Source organism: Anabaena sphaerica FACHB-251, from assembly GCF_014696825.1.
Lineage (GTDB): Bacteria > Cyanobacteriota > Cyanobacteriia > Cyanobacteriales > Nostocaceae > RDYJ01.
Genome location: NZ_JACJQU010000020.1, coordinates 21,044 through 40,605, shown reverse-complemented (window position 1 = coordinate 40,605; position 19,562 = coordinate 21,044). Strand labels below are relative to the sequence as shown.

The following is a 19,562-nucleotide window of genomic DNA, read 5'->3' as shown; positions in this document are numbered from 1 at the left end:
ATTTTTCCTGCGGTTTAATCTTTAGTTTATATAATTTTAGGATCATCTAGCACGCTGTGTTTGTAGAATTTTTATATTGCTCAATAACTGGTCGAAATTCCTGATCGAAGGTTTGTGGATCAAAATACTCCGTAATCATTTCATTACCTCGAAAATAGAAGCTCAAAAGAGCTACCCATTCGTTAAGATCAATATTGCCGTCAATTCGGAACATTTTTATATAGTGATTAGCTTTTGCATGGCTTGGCATATTGGTGTTGTGTCGATCCCTATAATTATCAGAAGAATAGAGTTTAACTGCACCATCAAAGTGCCGCAGAGTCTTGTTTGCTGTATCACGCTCTGAGTGTATGTATCTATTGATATGCCAGCCCTCATAGTTATCTTTGCTCGAAGCTATTTCTTCAATTTCCAATGTTTTGACCGAAGTTGATCTATCTGACTTCCAATAAATTTCTGTATGATCAAGAACATAATTGTTATCAAATGGTGATGGATGTTTTCTCGTTTTTACTGTGACACCCACATAATTCAGATCATCAATTCTTGAAGTATCAAATACTAGAGGTCCGTACCAATGATCATACTCCATAATTCGCCGATATTCTTTTTCAGACATAATCCTACGATGATCTATAGCAATCCGGCATTGATTGTTCGTTATTCGAGAATGATCAGCAAACCGCTCAAGGAAATCAAAATTGGGTTCGGCTGAGAATGATCGTCGTAGGAATTGGTGGTAGTGAAGTATTTTTCCCCGATATTTGATACCACCGGGTAGGAGTGTAAACTCTTTATTTAAGATGAGTAGACCGTCATCATCAAAACAATTTTTTAGTTCTGGGCATTCCAAAAGCACACTGCTGGAATTAGGATCAATGTGTATAACATCACGTAATGGTGAGTAACATCGCTCTACTAACATTGTTATATATTGATTTGCGATGCGTCTATATTGTTGTTGTGATGGTGGAGTATCAATCTTACCTATTCCCATAAGAATACCAGGAGGCATGGCATCAAGTAAGATACGGAGTTCGTCTGTATTAAGAATTTGAAGATTCTCTATACACTCATCAAGAAGAGGCTGGAGAAGCTGATATACAGGTTCAGGACTTTTCGTAAATGCACACCAGGAAAGGTCTATGGGAAAAATGTTGTGATGAAGACATTGCCTCTGTAGTTCGCGTATATCTTGTTGATTTAGCGTAAGGATATCCATTTCTCACTCGCTTCGGGTATATAACTTGCATATAATTATTTATGATATGGTAATTGTCCGTATATCACACGAATTCCCATTTCACCTTTTATAAGGTTGTGCTGTAATAAGATTAGGTATAAACCTGTAATGCTTGACATTAAAAGTACATTTAGAATTTGTTATGCGTCTTCAAAATTAGACCCAGAAATGTCACGGTAGCGATCGCTTGTTGAAAGAGAAGGGAAAAGGTGAGCGATCGCACTTTGACAAGTAGTTTAACTTTTATCTCAAAGCCTCAAGCTTTTTAAGCAGCAGATTGAGGAAAATTATGAATGCTCCCCCTTCTTCTGGAGTTGGATCAATTAGCTTATGAGCAGACGGGTTGCGGAAAGATCCAACAATGCCAGCATACAAATCTCGATAGCCTTGTCGTTCAGAATCAACTATAAATTTTGATGCCAATGTTCCATTATTGTTGAATACTTTGTTAACTAATCCTTGTCCTGTTAGGTTAGGGTCAGATATAGAACCCACATCTCTTAGTCGCTCTTCTAAGATGACCCCCGCTGTTCTTACAACAGAATCCCATAACATAGGATCTGAACCCCCTGTTGCCAAAAGTGGTAAGCATCGCATTTTTAATTCTTCATCAAACTCATTTGTACCACTCATAGGTGTCAGATATTCCATAAATGAAGTATCTGGAGCGTTGAAGTTTGTTTCAACTACTGTATAAGCTTGTTCTGTTAACGCACATATTGGACGCGAGGAGCTTCCTTGACAGGAAAGTAAACCACTTCTTTCTAGTGCATTTATTCCACTTTTGGTTGCATTAGTTAGTATCTTACCAGGTTTGTTAGAGCTAACTAACGTAGCTGAATATCCAGTTGCGTCATTGCCAGACCAAAAAATCCGGAACTCTTCATCTACCGAACCTGATTGGATAAGTGCAACCAGTTCTTTGAGCAAGTTTTTCTGGCTATCTGTCAAGTTGTATTTCATAATAATTGAAGATTAGTTTAGTTATTTTCTTATTGATATAAGATCGTGAATTGTACGTATATTTTACTAAATAATTAACAGACAGAAGTAACGGTTAAAAAATTAAAAGCAAATTGGTTGTTTTGATTTACTTAATCCCAAAAGGTAACTACATCACCTAAGTTTCCAAGCTTAATATTTGCAATTTTACCACTATAATATTTTCCGCAACCAGTAAAAACGTATGGAGTGATTTTCAAGCCTTTTCCTGGAAGCATCTCACACTTTTGGAATTCTTGGAAAGTCTTGATTAATCTTTGACTACCAACAAATTCGGGACTGGTAGAAGAAATAGTCCTTTTTTGATAATTATTAGATGCTTCTCTCATTTTGGAATAACTTAACATAAAAATACCTTTTGACTTAGCTGGTACTGTACCAGGTAAGCCTACGCATTCAGAAGTACCTATTGCACTATCGTTATCTTCCATATTCAAATATGAGTAAGGTAAATCAACCAAATTTATTAATTTAGTTTTGCTCCAAACCTTTCCAGAAATTTTAATTCCTACTTCGTTGATAACAACAGGAGAGATTCCTTGATTATATACCTCAAAAAGCAAAAACTCTTGTTGAGGATCTTGAAGTATGGCAGGTCCATTGGACGCACGTTTTACAATTACACTTACTCTTGTAGTATCCTTTGTAAGATTTTTCCAGCCAATTATTAACGTACCAATTGAAGCTAATGCACCAATAGATTTAATGGGATCACTAATTAATGCGAACAAAATCGAATTGAAGGTACTCAGCATAGAGTGTATAGACATTGTGTGTATATTTTTTCTTTTTCAATATTTAATTATACCCAATCAAAAGTCCTACTAACCGCCTTCTTCCACAACAGATAACAACCTTCCCTCTCCACCTCATCCATCTTCTCTTCCCAAGTCTGATCTAAAAGCCAATTATCAGACAATTCCTCCAAACTACTCCAGAAACCAGTCGCCAACCCAGCAGCATAAGCCGCTCCCAAAGCTGTAGTTTCTGCTACTTGCGGACGAATCACTGGCACACCTAACACATCGCTTTGAAATTGCATCAACAGGTTGTTGTACACCATCCCACCATCTACCTTCAAAGCCGTTAAATTTACCTGCGCGTCTTCTCTCATCGCATCCAAAACTTCACGAGTCTGCCATGCTGTAGCTTCCAACACCGCACGGGCAATATGACCTTTATTTGTGTAGCGAGTCATCCCCACAATTACACCTCTAGCATCATTGCGCCAATAGGGAGCAAATAACCCAGAAAAAGCAGGGACAAAATAAACACCACCATTATCTGTAACTGTACTGGCTAAAGCTTCTACCTCTGCACTGCTTTGAATTAATCCCAAATTGTCACGCAACCATTGAACCAAAGCACCAGCAATAGCTATACTCCCCTCCAAAGCATAAACGGGTGGTGCATCACCCAATTTGTAAGCTACGGTTGTTAATAAACCATGTTGGGAAATCACCTTTTGCTGGCCTGTATTCAGCAGCATGAAGCAACCTGTACCATAGGTATTTTTGGCTTCACCTACCTGAAAACAAGTTTGTCCCATTAAAGCAGCTTGTTGATCACCTAAGTCAGCAGCAATGGGAACTCCTGCGAGAATACCTGTAGCTTGACCATAAATAGCAGATGAAGGGCGAATTTCTGGTAACATTTGCCGGGGAATGCCCATAATTTCCAAAATTTCCGGTTCCCAGTCCAGAGAATTCAAATTCATCAGCAAAGTCCGGCTGGCATTGGTAACATCAGTAATATGCAAACCGCCTTCTGTACCACCTGTTAAATGCCAAATCAAAAAAGTGTCAATTGTGCCAAAAAGAGCATTACCATTTGCGGCTGCGGCTTTTAATCCTGGTATGTTTTCCAATAACCATTTGATTTTGGGGGCGCTGAAGTAGGTAGCCAGTGGTAAACCTGTTATGGCGCGAAAACGGTCTATCCCACCATCTGCTGCTAGTTGATTACAGATGTAGTCAGTTCTGGTATCTTGCCAGACAATGGCGTTGTAGTAAGGTTCGCCTGTTTGCTTATCCCAAACTACTATTGTTTCTCGCTGATTTGTAATACCAACGGCTGTAATTTCAGCTACAGTAATATTACTTTGGTATAAAGCATCTTTAATTACAGTTTGAGTACATGACCAAATTTCCAGAGGATCATGTTCTACCCAACCCGGTTGGGGGTAAATCTGCTGATGTTCTTTTTGGGCATAGTCAACAATTTTACCCTGCTTGTCAAAGATGATGAAGCGGGTGCTGGTCGTTCCTTGGTCAATTGCAGCTACATATTTGGTCATGGGTTTATGTTGCTTGGCTATGCACTGGTAAATAATATCAAAGTTCCCAATCTTGAGGTTGTGGGATTTGGCTATGCTTGGGTTGCATTTTACTATCAATTAACAGCTTATTCTCCCTATACTCCCCTGCTTTATGCCTCATTACCAATTGCAGTTTGATAAATGGGGGGGATTCATCATCTTTTAAACAATCAGGAAGAAAACAATTAATATCATGCTAAGGGTCAGGGCAAAGATTAAAGCATATTCAAATCGACGGCTGAAAAATCCTATGATTGCGATTAATCCAAATCAGGACTTACGCAAAACAGAACGGAAGTAGGGGTAATTCATGAATTACCCCTACGCAAGAATCAGGTTTTGAGTTCAATCTTGCGTAAGTCCTACAAATAATAGAATTGCTATGCCAATATATTGTTACTTTTGCCAATTCTTATCTATTAATACATCTTTAGTTTGTGTATGATGAGGTGATATTTCTTGAGCTTGTTGATAATTTTGGGCTGATTGGTATTTAGGTTTTAAAGTCATCTAATACAATAATATTTTGTGCTATACACATACAAATTAAGCTGAAGTCAACTAACTCTTATATAACCTGAGATAGAAGAAGTGGTTATTCCATTAGAAAGAAGTATTGATAACACCAAGTCTCTACATTAAATCTAAGCAAAGATAGAATTTACAGTTTTACCTGCAAGATTACTTTTTTAGTTATAGTCAATAATTTTAATTTCTATTTAGGATAACAACCATGACCACCCAAGAGCAGCTACACCAATGGCAAGAATTAGCTCAACAGTTGCGTGTCGATAGTATTCGGACTACTACTGTTGCAGGTTCCGGTCATCCTACGTCTTCTATGTCTCCCGCTGATTTGATGGCGGTTTTACTGTGCAAATATCTCCGTTACGATTTCGCTCATCCAGATAACCCAAATAATGATCGCTTTATTCTTTCCAAAGGACACGCTGCACCTTTGCTATATTCCATGTATAAAGCAGCAGGCGTAATTTCTGACCAAGAATTATTATCTCTGCGCCAGTTTGGTAGTCGTTTAGAAGGACATCCTACACCCGTTTTACCTTGGGTAGATGTAGCTACAGGTTCCTTGGGGCAAGGTTTACCGATTGGTGTGGGGGTGGCTTTAGCGGGTAAATATTTAGACCAATTGCCTTACAATGTTTGGGTATTATTGGGGGATAGTGAAACGGCTGAAGGTTCGGTTTGGGAAGCTTTTGATCACGCTTCTCACTATAGTTTAGATAATCTAATTGCCATTATTGATGTCAACCGCCTCGGACAACGTGGTCAAACTGAATTAGGCTGGAATACACAAGCTTATGCTAACCGTGCTAAGGCTTTTGGTTGGCAAGCAATAGAAATTGATGGTCATGATTTAACAGAGATTGACCAAGCTTTTAGTGCTGCTGTAGCTATAAATGACCGTCCGACAGTTATTATTGCCAGGACAAAAAAAGGCAGCGGAGTAAAGGCTTTAGAAGATTTAGGTGGTTGGCATGGTAAAGCTTTGAAAGCAGAACAAGAAAAACAAGCCATCACAGAATTAGGTGGAAAACGTGACATTACTATCACAGTTGATAAACCAGAATCACAAAGCCAACCCGCTGCACTAGGAGTACCTCAACCTTTACAACTTCCCACATATCAAAAAGATAAAAAAGTTGCCACCCGTCGCGCTTACGGTGATGCTTTATTAGCTTTGGGGACATCGCAACCTGATATAGCTGTCCTTGATGCTGAGGTGAGTAATTCCACGTATGCTGAAGATTTTGCCGAAGCCTTTCCTGAACGTTACTTTGAAATGTACATTGCCGAACAGCAAATGATAGCAGCTGCGGTAGGTTTGCAGGTGCGAAAATACAAACCCTTTGCTTCTACCTTTGCAGCTTTTTTAACTCGTGCTTACGATTTTATCAGGATGGCGGCGGTATCTCGTGCCAACATTAATTTAGTTGGTTCTCATGCGGGTGTCTCTATCGGTCAAGATGGCGCTTCTCAAATGGGATTAGAAGATTTAGCAGCTTTTCGCGCTGTGTGGAATAGCACTGTATTGTATCCTAGTGATGCTAATCAGACTGCTAAACTAGTAGCACAGATGAGCGATTTACCTGGTATTGTTTACCTCCGCACCACCAGAGAAAGCACTCCTGTAATTTATGATGGTAAAGAACAATTTCCCATTGGTGGCAGCAAAGTTATACACCGTTCCCACAGAGATCAAGCCACAGTTATTGCCGCCGGTATTACTTTACATGAAGCCCTCAAAGCTTACGACAGATTGAAAAATGAAGGTATTACAGTTCGCGTTATTGATGCTTATTCTGTTAAGCCCATTGATGTGCGAACATTACATCAAGCAGCAAAAGATACTAATGGTAATTTAGTAGTTGTAGAAGACCATTGGTTAGAAGGAGGGTTAGGTGATGCTGTGCTAGATGCCTTTGCTGGTAATAGTACAACTCCTGCCTACAAAATCCCGCAATTACAAATTATTAAACTTGCAGTGCGAGATATGCCCACTTCCGGCACTCCCGAACAACTACTCCGTGCTGCTAAAATTGATGCTGATGCCATTGTGGAAGCTGTGAAATCGCAAGTTAGACAACTGGTAGGAGTATAGCGGTTAGTTGAAAATATACCACCACCATAGATCCCCGACTTCTTGAAGAAGTCGGGGATCTGTAATACTGAATGTTATGAATATGTTATGAACATTGTTTAAATTATTTTGACAAAAAACCTAACCACAATTAGGATTGACCACTGATACCCAAAATTACCAAGCAAAGGTGATGTGATGGCGAAGGGAAAAAACTGTGGTCAAATTTTAGCTATTACTCTTCTATTATTATCAGAGCCTTTATCAGTAATTGCATCTGTTAACAGTTTAAAAATCAACTATCCATTATTAATAACCCAGCAACCAACTTTTAGCCCGGAACAACAAAAAGCCATTGCTGAGGCAAAAAAATTATTTGCAGAAGCTGGGAAACTGCGAGAACAAGGAACATCAGAATCTTTACAACAAGCAATTAAAAAATATGAAGCTGCTTTGGAACTTTGGCAGCAACTAGGACTAGAATCTTTTATAGCTGCTACACTTGTAGGATTAGGTGGGATTTATCTGGATTTAAACCAAGTTCCTAAGTCTATAGAATATTATAATCAAGCATTAGCTATTCGAGAAAAAATACAAGACAAAACAGGTCAAGCAACGATTCTTTTATTTCTCGGTAATGGTCAAGAAAAGCTAGGTGAAAAACAAAAAGCTATTGCATATTATCAACAATCATTATCTATTCTTAAAGGTGAAAAAGAGCAAGATTATATTATTTTTGTGTTGAATGCGATCGCTAAAAGTTATGCAAGTATTGGAGACACTAAAACAGCCATAGAATATTATAATCAACAATTAGCGATTCAGCGGGCTAATAATGACAAATCTGGAGAAGCAGAAACTTTGAAGAGTATCGGAATTAATTACGCAAACTTAGGAGAAATAAAACAAGGAATCAATTATTTCAATCAAGCTTTAGAAATTTCTCGTCAACTTAAAGATTTATCTGGACAAGCTAAAACTCTGGGAATTTTAGGAATTTTTTATGGTTATGTAGGTCAACCAGAACTTAGTATTAATGCTTTAAACCAAGCTTTAGAAATCCAAAGAACTAATCAGAAAAAGCTTTCTGGTACAGAATTAGAATTGAATTTATTGGAACAATCAACAATTCTTTCTACTGTAGGTGCGACCTATAAAATTTTTAATGATAATCCCAAGGCTTTAAATGCCTTTGAAGAGGCACGTTCTCTAATTAAAAAAATTACCAACTCTAATTTACAACCGGAATCTTTTGAAGCCAAAGTTTTATATAATCTTAGTAATATATACGAAGAAACAGGTCAAAAGCAGAAAGCCCTTGAATTACTCAATCAAGCGTTAGAATTACAAAGACGTATTAAGAGTCCTGACGAAGCAGGAACTTTGGTAAATATAGCTGATGTTTATAAATCAATGGGTGAATATCAGCAAGCACTTGATCTTACTAACCAAGCATTAACTATTCAAAGACAAATACAAAATCTTCCCGAAGAAGCAAAGACTCTGATTTATATTGCTAATATTTATGATTATTTAGGTAATTATCAGTTAAGTATTGAAACTCTGAAACAAGCCTTAAAAAAGTTTGAAGGCATGAATGATATGAGCGGTGTTGCTCAAGCTTTCAACGATATTGGAGATGTTTATAGAAGAGCTAAAAATTATCCAGAATCGTTGAAATATTACCAGCAAGGATTAGCAATAGCTCAAAAGCTAGAAGATGTTAATCGAGAATTTACCATTACAATAGGTATAATTAGAGTTAACGAAGAACTAAAAAACTATCCTCAAGCTTTAGATGCTGCTAATAAAATATTGGTGTCATCACGTCAACGTAAAAATAGCTCGAATGAAGCTACAGCTTTGGCTTTTTTAGGGAGAATTTATTTAGCATCAGGGGAATATCAAAAAGCCCTAGATTTTTCTAATCAAGCTTTATCTGGATTTCAAAAAATAGAATTTCCTGTAGCCGAAGCTAATGTGGTTGGTAATATTGCCAAAACATACAATTCATTAAAACAGTATCAACAGTCCATTGATAGCTATAATCAAGAATTGAAACTGCGGCAAAAATTGGGCGATCGCACCGGAGAAGCTGATACACTTTATTATATTGCCCTCACAGAACGCAACCGAGGAAACCTTTCAGCAGCACTCACTCCCATTGAAAAAACAATTGAAATAGTTGAAAGTGTCCGCACCAAAGTTACTAGTCAAGACTTACGCACATCATACTTTGCCACAGTTCAAAGGTATTACCAGTTTTACATAGACCTGTTGATGCAACTGCACAAACAACAACCATCAAAAGGATATGATATTTTAGCATTAGAAACCAGCGAACGCGCCCGCGCCCGGAGTTTATTAGAAATTCTTAACGAAGCTAACGCAGACATTCGTACAGGAGTAGATCCCCAACTACTCACCCAAGAACGCAACCTGCAACAACAACTAGATGCGAATGAAAAACGCCGCATTGAAATAGCAAATAAACCAGACAGCAGCAAACAAGAACAAGCATTAAAACAAGAAACCACAAACCTATTAGAACAATATCGCCAAATACAAGCAAAAATTCGCGCCACCAGTCCCCGTTATGCGTCGCTTACCCAACCCGAACCCCTGACATTAAAAGAAATTCAACGACAAGTATTAGATGAAAATACTCTGTTATTAGAATATTCTCTGGGGGAAGAAAAGAGTTATCTTTGGGCAATTTCTAAAACAGGAATGACAAGTTACGAACTTCCTAAAAGTGCGGAAATAGAAACTTTAGTTAGAAAATTCCGTAACGAAATTGTGAAACCCACATCAAATAAAAAAACCGTCGCCAAAGCCGCAGAACCTTTAACACAAATATTGTTATCTCCAGTAGCAACACAGTTAGGAAAAAAACGTTTAGCGATAGTTGGTGATGGTGCATTGCAATATTTACCTTTTGCAGCTTTAACCACACCCAATACCCAAGAATATCAACCGTTAATAGTCAATCACGAAATTGTCACCTTACCATCAGCCTCAACAATAGCACTACTGAGAAAAGAACAACTAACAAAGAAACCTGCAAATAAAACTTTAGCATTATTAGCAGATCCTGTATTTTCAAAAGATGATGAACGCCTCAAAGTTACAAGAGACAACAGTGCAAATAATAATAATCTCAACAATCTAGCATTAAAAAGAGCAGCTATCAACACAGATATCAAATTTGAAAGATTAATATTCACCCGCAAAGAAGCAGAAACAATTTTAAAACTAATCCCCGAAAATCAAAAATTACCAGCTTATGATTTTGCCGCTAATCGAGATTTTATTACTAACTCTCAAATTAGCCAATATCGAATATTGCACTTTGCAACTCATGGAATTTTGAATAGTGAACAACCAGAATTATCAGGTGTAGTTTTATCCTTATTTGATAAACAAGGAAAACCGCAAAACGGCTTTTTACGATTACATGATATTTTCAACCTGAATTTGTCGGCAGAATTAGTAGTATTGAGTGCTTGCCAAACAGGTTTAGGACAGGAAATAAAAGGCGAAGGATTAGTAGGATTAACCAGAGGATTTATGTATGCAGGTAGTCCGAGAGTTGTGGTAAGTTTGTGGAGTGTGGATGATGAAGCGACATCATTATTAATGCAGAAATTTTATCAAAAAATGCTCAAAGATGGTTTAAAACCTGCTGCGGCTTTGCGACAAGCGCAGATTGAAATGTTCAAGAATGAGAAATTTTCCAAACCAGATTATTGGGCGGCTTTTACCTTACAAGGTGAGTGGAAGTAGGTGACAGTTGACATTTCCTCGTTTTCCTCGTTCCCAGTCTCCGACTGGGAATGCTATCATAGAGGCTCTGCCTCTGCGGTCACTTAAGGCAGAGCCTTGAAAATTCATTCCCATACAGAGTATGGGAACGAGAATATTTAATTGTGTCTACCTACTTATATATATTCAGTCCTTTAAAGTGAACTTTGGCTATAAGACTCTTACAGAAATTGGGTATGTTCTAATCAATCAGTTTTTTATGGTATCTATCCCTAGATATATTTCTATCAGCAATATAGCTGCTGACTATTTACTAAAAGTTCACTCAAAGTATGAGATAAAAACTATAGCATATCTCACTGGAACTCAGTCATCAGCAAGAGGAAAAATAGGCAACTTACTTCTACTGTTGTGAATAGATATTGATATTCAACAACTTGGAAATAGGATATGCCTCTTTATAAACTGGAAGAATTTGACCCAAACTATCGAGAAACCTTTGGAGGAGATGATATTAAGAGTTTGAATCTCTATACGGAAGGAGGAACCGAAGTTGGTGCCGTTGCGGATGCTTTAGTTGATCAGAATGGCAGGTTTCGGTATCTAGTTATTGATACCAGCTTAGATTCTGTTGGTAAAAAAATATTACTACCCATTGGACTAGCTCACATCAATTATCCCGCTGGGCGTGTCTATGTCGATGGACTCAGCAAGCAGCAAGTAGAACATTTACCAGAGTACCAGGACAACACCATCGTTGATCAAGAATTTGAAGAAATGGTACGCAGTATTTATCGTTCTACCCTGGGTGCTGTAAGTTATGAACTTGAAAGTTACGACTACGAACAAGAACCAACTTTATATGGTTTAAATGAGCAATCTCATCAAACTCTTAGACTTTATGAGGAACGCTTAGTTGCTAATAAACATCGTGTGAAAACTGGAGAAGTAGCCCTTGGTAAACACATTGAAACTGATACCGCACGGGTTACAGTACCTATTACCAAAGAACGTGTTGTAATTGATAGAATTCAACTCCCGGAGATAGGTACAGTGGTAGATCCCAACGAAATCAAGTTTGAAGAAGGGGAAGTAGCACACATAGATGTTTATCAAGAAACTCCAGAAATTCATAAAGAAGCCTTTGTTCGGGAAGAAGTGCGAGTTAGAAAAGTGGTAGATCGGGATATTGTGGAAGCCCAAGACACGATTCGCCGGGAAGAATTAGATATTGATACTTCCGGTAATTTAAATGTCAAGGGAAATAGTGTAGAAGTTCATGAATGAATCTGTTTGAATTAATGATGGCTCAATAATACTAATTACCCAGAATTTAACTAGGAAATTGAGTTAATTAAAGCAAGTCTGTGGTTGGCTACCCATGCTAACTGCAAACTGCTCATGAGACTGGATTGAATCATTTGTAATTCAGAATTTGTTATTGCTAAGTAGCGCAAATTTCTAAAACATAATATCCATATATAGGATATATAGGAATCCGTTTGATATCTGTATCCCTTACGGGAGGCCTAGCCATAATTATTTGCGTAGGCAGGCAAAAGGGTTTCAAAAAATTCAGGTACACGGAGTTTTTTCCCAAATCAAATAGGAGTCCTATATATCTCCAAATTTTCCAGGAATTTGGGGATATATCTCCTATGCAGAGAGTTGAATCTGGAATTATGTTGACCTCTTTCTGCTACTTGTGTTTGAGCAATATCTCTGACTTTTGATAAAATTATTTCCCTGTAATTCATTCGTGAGAAAGAGGGAAAAAGAAGCATAAATTACTATCATTGAAAGTAAGAAATCATATAAAAGGTTGAGGAAAAAGATAATGGTTCTTTACAAATTAGAAGATTTTGAACCTGATTACCGAAATAGTTTTGAAGGCAAAGATATTAAAGGACTGGGAGTATATACAGAAAGAACCGATGAAAAAATCGGTACAGTCCATGATGCTTTAGTTGATGAAAAAGGAAATTTTCGCTATTTAGTAGTTGACTTAGGCTTCTGGATTTTTGGTAAAAAAGTCTTGCTACCCATTGGTCGCAGTCGTATCGATTATAATACTGATCGCGTTTATGCTCTTGGTTTAACAAGAGAACAAGCAGAAGAGTTACCAGAATTTAACGAACGTCTAACAACAGATTACAACTATGAAGAACAGGTGCGCGGAGTATATCGTGGATCTGACTACCGCACCACACCTCTAGAAGCATCAGGTTCAGTAGAATCACCAACACCTGTAGACTCCACAGAAGTAGAAAGAAGAACCTCTACAGCCAGAACTACACCAACTTACACCCCTGATACTTACAGCTACGAACATGAGCCTGATTTGTTCGATTTAAATGAGCGAGATCATCAAACTCTGAGACTGTATCAAGAACGGCTGATTGCTAGTAAAAATCGCCGCAAAGTGGGAGAAGTAGCAGTTGGTAAACACGTAGAAACCGAAACTGCACGAGTATCAGTACCAGTAGAAAGAGAACACGTTGTTATTGAGCGTGTCACTCCTGAAAATGCAGGGAGAGCAGTTTCTCCCCGTGAAGCTAACTTCCGTGAAGGTGAAGTTGCTCGCATGGAAATCCACGAAGAAACTCCAGAAGTTCGCAAAGAAGCTTTTGTGAGGGAACAAGTGAACATCAAAAAAGTCGTAGAGCAAGATACGGTTGAAACTCAAGACACCGTGCGTCGGGAAGAGTTAGATATCAATGCTCCTAATCTACCAATTGAAGAACGATAATTTAAAATTCATAATTCATAATTCATAATTGTGATTTGCATGGGTAAGATAAGACTAACTTTCTAAAAGTTGGTCACAGATTTAAACCTCTAGACCCAGATGAATCTTTTAATTATGAATCTTGAATTATGAATTAATAAATTTTAAAAAGCCCGCATCAGCGGGCTAATTACTCTCTTATCTATTGAAATAAATATTATCTATTTAATTTAATGAACCACGAAGACACAAAGAACACAAAGGAAGAAACAATTATTCCTCTCTTAGAAGAAAGATTGTTTGTTGATAATCACAAACAAAAGGTGGGAGAGGTTATTGTTCGCAAGGAAATCGAAACTCACATGATCCAAGTTCCTGTGAGACGGGAAAAGTTGATTGTTGAACAAGTTAGTCCCGATCACAAAAAACTAGCAGAAATTGATTTAGGTCAGGGTGAGATTTCTGGTATTGAGTTAATCGAAGAGGAAATACGAAAAGTTACCAATTTTGACACTGGGTTAATTGTTAGTGGAGAGTTTAGTTCACCGAAAATTGCTAGTTTGCTTTTAAATGCGATCGCTCAAGAAAAAAATCACGGCTGTCACCAAGTCAAAATCACGATTTTAGTAGAAAATCAGTCACAACAGCAAAAGTATGAAGAATGGTTTAACCGCTGTTCTTCTAATTCTCCTGACAAACACAGGTGACAGGAAACAGGTAATAGTTAATAGTTAATTGTCAGGTGGGCATTATTGCCCACCTTTTTAATTACAGCAGCTTTCAGGCATCAGCAGTAAAACCCTTTTATTGCCAAGCTCTGTGATGAAAATTTGTACCTCATTTACCTGCAATATGCGGTAATTACAAATTACTGAGCAGTGACTAAATAAGGAGAAGGAATTGGTTGCGCCCTACCAATAGTGACAAGTGCCTGATAGACAAAGGCAGCAATTTCTGCTCTAGTGGCCTGACGATTAGGATCAAGCTGTTGAACTATCGGATAATTAATCACTAATTGCCTAACAGTTGCAGCCGCAACAGGTCCAACTGCATAATTAGGAATTTGAGCAGCATCAGTGTAAACGGTGACAATACTGTTATTGTTAGCAGTGAGATTCAACCCGTTAGCTAAAGCCACTAAAGCCTGCACTCTAGGAATTTCTTGCTGTGGTTTAAAAGTCCCATCAGGATAACCAGCCACAAACTGACTTTGGTAAGCTGATTGAATTGCTCCATAAGCCCAAAAATTGCTTTTGACATCCTTAAACTGAATGGCTGTACGTTTAGCTGGGGGTGTCAAAGCTTTAGTGATAATAGTCGCAAATTGGGCGCGAGTTACAGGCTCATTAGGTCTAAAAGTACCATCAGGAAAACCTGCAATAATATTTTGGGAAGCTAAAGCTTCAATGTAGGCTTTTGCCCAATAACCTGTAGACACATCTTGAAATACAGTAGAACCATTACCAGCAGGAGGGGTAACAGTTGCCGCCACAAAATCTACTGCACCTAAAATCCGCTTTTGATCAATATCATTGCCAACAGCAACAATGCGGTTAGTTCTAGTGGAATTATTCAAGTCGTAACGAGTGTTATTACGAATGAGATTACCACCAGGATTGTCATCAGTACCAAGATTGGGGAGAGCGTCGATAGTGGCCACAATACCATCCCGCTTATTGTTCTGAATGACATTCTTACGCAGTATGGGTCTGGCAGCTTCTGAGACAAACAGACCATCTTGGTTTTGGATAATTTGGTTTCCTTCTACTAATGGTGTAGAAGTACCACCAATAGCCAAACCAAAACCAGTATCCTCAAATGAGTTATTGCGAATTTCTCCTTGAGCAGATTTAGCTACTGAAACCCCATTGCCTTGATTTTTGAAAAAGATGTTATTTTCAATTTTGGGATTTCCTGTACCTGTAATAAAAACCCCCTCTCTGGCACTGTTGCTAAAAGTATTGTTTTTGATAGTGGGATTAGTTGACTCTACCCACACAGCAGTACCCCGTTGATTGGGATTAGTAATTGCTACGCCTGTAATAGTGGTGTTATTTTCTGCTAAGATTGTCACATCCTGTCTAGCAAAAGTACGACTGGTGTAATAACCACCACCGATGATTACTGTTCCTTGACCTTTGGTAGATTCATTACCCAGAAGTATTACTCCTGGTTTGAGCAGTAAAGGGAAAGTTTCCCCTGTATCCTTGGTATAACTACCAGGAGCTAGTTTAATAACTGTATTTGATTGCGCCCGCGAGAGAGCGAAGGTAATGGTTTTGTAGGGCGCTTCTGCGGTAATACCAGCACCACTACGATCTTGACCAGTCACAGGATTAACATAAATCACCGTGGCACTGGCTGGAATTTGTGCAATTAAACCCTGAGTAGAACCAGCGTTTACCTGACTAGGCAGAAGCATGGAACTGCCAGCAATAACTAACAAAGCTGTTAGGCTGCTGCCTATAGATAAAAGAGAGATGTTAAAACCCCTAGATTTCATGTTTTTGATGTACTTGATGACGGTACTTTCAACACAGTCTAGGGTAACAGTGTCTAACTGTAAAACAGTTCATAGCCCCCGAAAAACCAGAAACACTAAATCACAAAGTGATCAGATAATTATCTCTTCTTAGGATGGGATGAATTACGCTGCTTTGGTATGTCTCCTCGCAGTTGTAAGCGGCCATTAGTAATAATTCGCAACATTTCCTGAAGATCTTGCTCGATATTTTCTAGAACATTATCGGCATATTGATCAGCACCATCTTCAATTTCTTGAGCTTGAGCGATCGCAGTTTGGCGCATTTCTTCCAATTCTTGCATACAGGCACGTCGCTTGCGCTCTATTTCTGCCAGAGTTTCTTGCATCATCGTGTCACACTCTTGCTGCACTTTGCGACGCAGTTGTTCAGCTTCCCGTTCTGCCTGTCTGATAATATCGCTATCAGCCAAAATTTGCGCTCTTTTGGCTTGTGCTGCTTCTACAACCTGCTGTCCATACTCCTCCGCTTCCAGCATGATTTCTTCCTTGTGTTGGAGGAGTTCTGCTGCTTCTTGAAACACCGACGGTAAAGAAACACGAACAAAATCAAGCTGTTCGAGTAGCTTGTTTTCATTGATCAGCGTGCGTCCTACCAGGGGAATTTCCAGACCAGCGAGAACTATGTCCTCTATACGGTTGAGTTCTTGCAGAATGTCTACACCTCCTTGTCCATTCGGATTCTCTTGAGGTGGGACGTGGTTTCCGTTGTGATTGGATTCAGGGCTGGAGAGTTTTGGTTGTAGCATTGGTATATATCCAGGGCAATGTGTGGGGGAACAAGATGATTAACAGAGCCACCAAACTTTGCAATCTCTTTTACCACACTACTACTTAAAAAACTATATTCATTCGAGGTGGCCAGAAAAACTGTCTCGATCTGAGTAGAAAGTGTTTTATTAGTGTGAGCCATTTGTAGCTCGATCTCAAAGTCGGAAACCGCTCGTAAACCACGCAATACAACTTGTGCTTGTCGCATTTGGGCATAGTTAACTGTCAGCCCATCAAAGCTGTCTACTTCCACATTAGGGAGATGTTTTGTAGCCAGACGAATTTGTTCTAACCGTTGTTGCACCGTAAACAGTGGCATTTTGTTAGGATTTCGCAATACAGCCACTATCACCTCATCAAACAGCCGACTACCTCGCTGAATAAGGTCAAGGTGTCCCAAAGTAATAGGATCAAAGCTCCCAGGATAAATAGCGATCATTCATATACATCAAACTGCTTTAGGTAATTATAGCGACAGAAATTGATTAAACTTACTTAAAGTTAGCATTTCCGTGCTGGGGATTGGGAAAAGGTGACAGGTTATAGGTTATGGCTTCCTTCCTGAAGGCTGGGATAACCGCTCTCTTGTTCACGTTGAAGTAAGAAGTAAATGTCTAGACTTGTCTAGGATTTATATAGCAGTGGTCAATCAAATCTTTTAGGTAATTTTGCATGGCACTGGATTTTTCCGCTTTGCCCTTGGGGTTTCAATTTACTTCTCCAGGACCTATTTTAGTGAAACTAGGCCCGGTAGTTATCCGCTGGTATGGCTTGTTGATTGCCTCATCCGTCTTGATTGGCGTTAGCCTTTCTCAATACCTGGCAAAGCGTCGTCACGTTAATCCTGAGTTAATCAGTGATTTGTCAATTTGGCTGGTAATTGGGGCTATTCCCGCCGCGCGGTTATATTATGTTTTATTTCAATGGTCAGAATACTCCCAACATCCAGAGCGGATCATTGCCATTTGGCAAGGAGGTATTGCCATCCACGGGGCGATTATTGGCGGTGTGGCAGCGGCGTTAATCTTTGCCAAACTCAAAAAGATATCTTTTTGGCAATTAACAGATTTAGTGGCTCCTTCGCTGATTTTAGGGCAAGCAATCGGACGTTGGGGTAATTTCTTCAATTCTGAAGCTTTTGGCGGACCTACAGATTTACCCTGGAAGCTTTATATTCCTACGGATCGTCGTCCCCCCAGCTTGGCTAATTTTGAATATTTCCACCCCACGTTTCTTTATGAATCTCTGTGGAATTTAATGGTTTTTGCTTTGCTGCTGACTTTATTTTTTCGGGCTTTATCTGGCAAGCCACGCCTCAAGGTAGGGACGTTATTTCTAGTTTACTGGGTAGCCTACAGCTTGGGACGATTTTGGATTGAAGGCTTACGCACAGATAGCTTGATGCTAGGACCACTGAGGATTGCACAAATAGTCAGTTTAACGGGAATTACTGTAGGATTAGCTGGTTTAGCTTGGCTTTATGTACTCAAACGCCCTTTACCTGATGTCGTTTCCCCCTCTAAAAGTGATGGGGTGATGGGGACTGGGGACTAGGGAGATGGGGAGGGGAGAAATTTCTTCTCTTGTCTTTTGCCTTCTTCAACTGACAACTGACTAAAAATAAAAAATGCCCCAGAGTGTTCTCCAGGGCTTAACCAGGGTGCATCTACCATATCTTTCTACTAGGCAAAGGGAGTTAATCCGGAAGGGTAGTTAAGAAATGCCAAAAATTTTTTTCCGGAATTCTGGGTTCTACAGGTATAAATAAATACGGGTAAAATTGGAGCAATTCAACTATGATGCAACGCTTAGAATCAGCTGTGTACATTGTGGGAGCAGGTCCTGGAGATCCAGATTTATTAACGGTTAAGGCGCAGAAACTTCTCGCTATGGCTGATGTGATTTTATTTGCTGATTCTTTAATTCCAGAACAGATTTTAGATATCTGTCGGCAAGATGCTGAGATGATCAGAACAGCGAATAAGACTTTAGAAGAGATTTTACCAATAATGATTGAAGGGGTGCGATCGCATAAATCTGTGGTGCGTCTTCATTCTGGTGATCCCAGTCTCTACAGTGCTATCCATGAGCAGATGCAGCTTTTGGCTGCGGCAAATATCCCTTTTGAAGTTATTCCTGGTATCAGTGCCTTTCAAGCTGCTGCCGCTAAACTCAAAGTAGAGTTAACTGTCCCTGGTTTGGTGCAAACTATCATCCTCACGCGCATCAGTGGACGCACAGAAGTTCCCTCTAGAGAAGAATTAGCCAGTTTAGCAGCACATCAGGCTAGTCTGTGCTTGTATTTGAGTGCGCGTCATGTTGCCGATGCCCAAGCCAAACTCTTAGAACATTACCCAGCACAAACCCAAGTAGCAATTTGCTTTCGCATCGGATGGCCTGATGAAAAAATCCGGGTTGTTTCTCTTGAAAAAATGGCACATTGTACACACCAAGAAGAATTACTGCGGACTACACTTTATATAATTAGCCCCGCACTCTTACCAGCAACAGGGCGATCGCGTTTATACCATCCTGAACATAATCACTTGTTTCGTTCATCTCATCACTAAATAGGTAAAATTAATAGAATAA

General features: G+C 39.1%; 15 protein-coding genes. 8 read left to right on the top strand and 7 right to left on the bottom strand.

Annotated elements, in window-relative coordinates:
- Positions 1–46: 46 nt before the first annotated feature.
- The 4 genes from H6G06_RS22855 to glpK all read right to left on the bottom strand — a co-directional run bounded on the left by H6G06_RS22855 (position 47) and on the right by glpK (position 4,541).
- The gene (locus H6G06_RS22855) at positions 47–1,222 is read right to left on the bottom strand and encodes a hypothetical protein (RefSeq protein WP_190564362.1); all 1,176 of its coding nucleotides are present in this window, start codon (positions 1,220–1,222) and stop codon (positions 47–49) included.
- Between the two features lie 264 nt (positions 1,223–1,486).
- On the bottom strand, positions 1,487–2,206 hold the full coding sequence (locus tag H6G06_RS22850; RefSeq protein ID WP_190564361.1) for a TIGR02391 family protein: 720 nt from the start codon (positions 2,204–2,206) through the stop codon (positions 1,487–1,489).
- 131 nt (positions 2,207–2,337) lie between these two features.
- Entirely contained in the window at positions 2,338–3,015 is a 678-nt protein-coding gene (locus tag H6G06_RS22845; RefSeq protein ID WP_190564360.1) for a hypothetical protein, read from the bottom strand.
- A gap of 32 nt (positions 3,016–3,047) precedes the next feature.
- Positions 3,048–4,541, bottom strand: coding sequence for a glycerol kinase GlpK (glpK, locus tag H6G06_RS22840; protein ID WP_190564359.1), 1,494 nt, complete (start codon positions 4,539–4,541; stop codon positions 3,048–3,050).
- A gap of 6 nt (positions 4,542–4,547) precedes the next feature.
- On the opposite strand from glpK, the gene H6G06_RS22835 reads away from it, so the two are divergent.
- The 6 genes from H6G06_RS22835 to H6G06_RS22810 all read left to right on the top strand — a co-directional run bounded on the left by H6G06_RS22835 (position 4,548) and on the right by H6G06_RS22810 (position 14,364).
- Complete coding sequence (locus H6G06_RS22835) at positions 4,548–4,700, top strand: hypothetical protein (protein WP_190564358.1); 153 nt, start codon at positions 4,548–4,550, stop codon at positions 4,698–4,700.
- Positions 4,701–5,295: 595 nt separating this feature from the next.
- Positions 5,296–7,185 (top strand): transketolase, encoded by a 1,890-nt coding sequence (locus tag H6G06_RS22830; protein ID WP_190564357.1) that lies wholly within the window; start codon positions 5,296–5,298, stop codon positions 7,183–7,185.
- A gap of 177 nt (positions 7,186–7,362) precedes the next feature.
- The gene (locus tag H6G06_RS22825) at positions 7,363–10,950 is read left to right on the top strand and encodes a CHAT domain-containing protein (protein WP_190564356.1); all 3,588 of its coding nucleotides are present in this window, start codon (positions 7,363–7,365) and stop codon (positions 10,948–10,950) included.
- 429 nt (positions 10,951–11,379) lie between these two features.
- Positions 11,380–12,216 (top strand): DUF2382 domain-containing protein, encoded by an 837-nt coding sequence (locus H6G06_RS22820; RefSeq protein ID WP_190564355.1) that lies wholly within the window; start codon positions 11,380–11,382, stop codon positions 12,214–12,216.
- Between the two features lie 550 nt (positions 12,217–12,766).
- Positions 12,767–13,678, top strand: a complete 912-nt coding sequence (locus tag H6G06_RS22815; RefSeq protein ID WP_190564354.1) for a DUF2382 domain-containing protein — start codon at positions 12,767–12,769, stop codon at positions 13,676–13,678.
- Positions 13,679–13,890: 212 nt separating this feature from the next.
- On the top strand, positions 13,891–14,364 hold the full coding sequence (locus H6G06_RS22810; protein WP_190564353.1) for a YsnF/AvaK domain-containing protein: 474 nt from the start codon (positions 13,891–13,893) through the stop codon (positions 14,362–14,364).
- Between the two features lie 161 nt (positions 14,365–14,525).
- On the opposite strand, the gene H6G06_RS22805 is transcribed toward H6G06_RS22810, so the two are convergent.
- From H6G06_RS22805 to coaD, 3 genes are all read right to left on the bottom strand, one after another.
- Positions 14,526–16,160 carry a DUF1565 domain-containing protein gene (locus H6G06_RS22805; protein ID WP_190564352.1) on the bottom strand — a complete coding sequence of 545 codons (1,635 nt, stop codon included), beginning with the start codon at positions 16,158–16,160 and terminating at the stop codon, positions 14,526–14,528.
- 119 nt (positions 16,161–16,279) lie between these two features.
- On the bottom strand, positions 16,280–16,948 hold the full coding sequence (locus H6G06_RS22800) for an ATP synthase subunit B family protein (protein WP_190564351.1): 669 nt from the start codon (positions 16,946–16,948) through the stop codon (positions 16,280–16,282).
- Positions 16,858–17,409 (bottom strand): pantetheine-phosphate adenylyltransferase, encoded by a 552-nt coding sequence (coaD, locus tag H6G06_RS22795; RefSeq protein ID WP_190564350.1) that lies wholly within the window; start codon positions 17,407–17,409, stop codon positions 16,858–16,860. The genes H6G06_RS22800 and coaD overlap by 91 nt, the downstream gene beginning before the upstream one ends.
- 233 nt (positions 17,410–17,642) lie before the next feature.
- Between coaD and lgt the strand changes: the two genes are divergently transcribed.
- Positions 17,643–18,524, top strand: a complete 882-nt coding sequence (gene lgt, locus H6G06_RS22790; RefSeq protein WP_190564349.1) for a prolipoprotein diacylglyceryl transferase — start codon at positions 17,643–17,645, stop codon at positions 18,522–18,524.
- Between the two features lie 242 nt (positions 18,525–18,766).
- Positions 18,767–19,540 (top strand): precorrin-4 C(11)-methyltransferase, encoded by a 774-nt coding sequence (gene cobM, locus H6G06_RS22785; RefSeq protein WP_190564348.1) that lies wholly within the window; start codon positions 18,767–18,769, stop codon positions 19,538–19,540.
- The last annotated feature ends 22 nt before the right edge of the window (positions 19,541–19,562 follow it).

What these genes read in the sequence shown, in the direction of transcription:
- H6G06_RS22855 (WP_190564362.1), bottom strand. Translation starts at nt 1,222, where the DNA reads ATGGATATCCTTACGCTAAATCAACAAGATATACGCGAACTACAGAGG.
- H6G06_RS22850 (WP_190564361.1), bottom strand. Translation starts at nt 2,206, where the DNA reads ATGAAATACAACTTGACAGATAGCCAGAAAAACTTGCTCAAAGAACTG.
- H6G06_RS22845 (WP_190564360.1), bottom strand. Translation starts at nt 3,015, where the DNA reads ATGTCTATACACTCTATGCTGAGTACCTTCAATTCGATTTTGTTCGCA.
- glpK (WP_190564359.1), bottom strand. Translation starts at nt 4,541, where the DNA reads ATGACCAAATATGTAGCTGCAATTGACCAAGGAACGACCAGCACCCGC.
- H6G06_RS22835 (WP_190564358.1), top strand. Translation starts at nt 4,548, where the DNA reads ATGTTGCTTGGCTATGCACTGGTAAATAATATCAAAGTTCCCAATCTT.
- H6G06_RS22830 (WP_190564357.1), top strand. Translation starts at nt 5,296, where the DNA reads ATGACCACCCAAGAGCAGCTACACCAATGGCAAGAATTAGCTCAACAG.
- H6G06_RS22825 (WP_190564356.1), top strand. Translation starts at nt 7,363, where the DNA reads ATGGCGAAGGGAAAAAACTGTGGTCAAATTTTAGCTATTACTCTTCTA.
- H6G06_RS22820 (WP_190564355.1), top strand. Translation starts at nt 11,380, where the DNA reads ATGCCTCTTTATAAACTGGAAGAATTTGACCCAAACTATCGAGAAACC.
- H6G06_RS22815 (WP_190564354.1), top strand. Translation starts at nt 12,767, where the DNA reads ATGGTTCTTTACAAATTAGAAGATTTTGAACCTGATTACCGAAATAGT.
- H6G06_RS22810 (WP_190564353.1), top strand. Translation starts at nt 13,891, where the DNA reads ATGAACCACGAAGACACAAAGAACACAAAGGAAGAAACAATTATTCCT.
- H6G06_RS22805 (WP_190564352.1), bottom strand. Translation starts at nt 16,160, where the DNA reads ATGAAATCTAGGGGTTTTAACATCTCTCTTTTATCTATAGGCAGCAGC.
- H6G06_RS22800 (WP_190564351.1), bottom strand. Translation starts at nt 16,948, where the DNA reads ATGCTACAACCAAAACTCTCCAGCCCTGAATCCAATCACAACGGAAAC.
- coaD (WP_190564350.1), bottom strand. Translation starts at nt 17,409, where the DNA reads ATGATCGCTATTTATCCTGGGAGCTTTGATCCTATTACTTTGGGACAC.
- lgt (WP_190564349.1), top strand. Translation starts at nt 17,643, where the DNA reads ATGGCACTGGATTTTTCCGCTTTGCCCTTGGGGTTTCAATTTACTTCT.
- cobM (WP_190564348.1), top strand. Translation starts at nt 18,767, where the DNA reads ATGATGCAACGCTTAGAATCAGCTGTGTACATTGTGGGAGCAGGTCCT.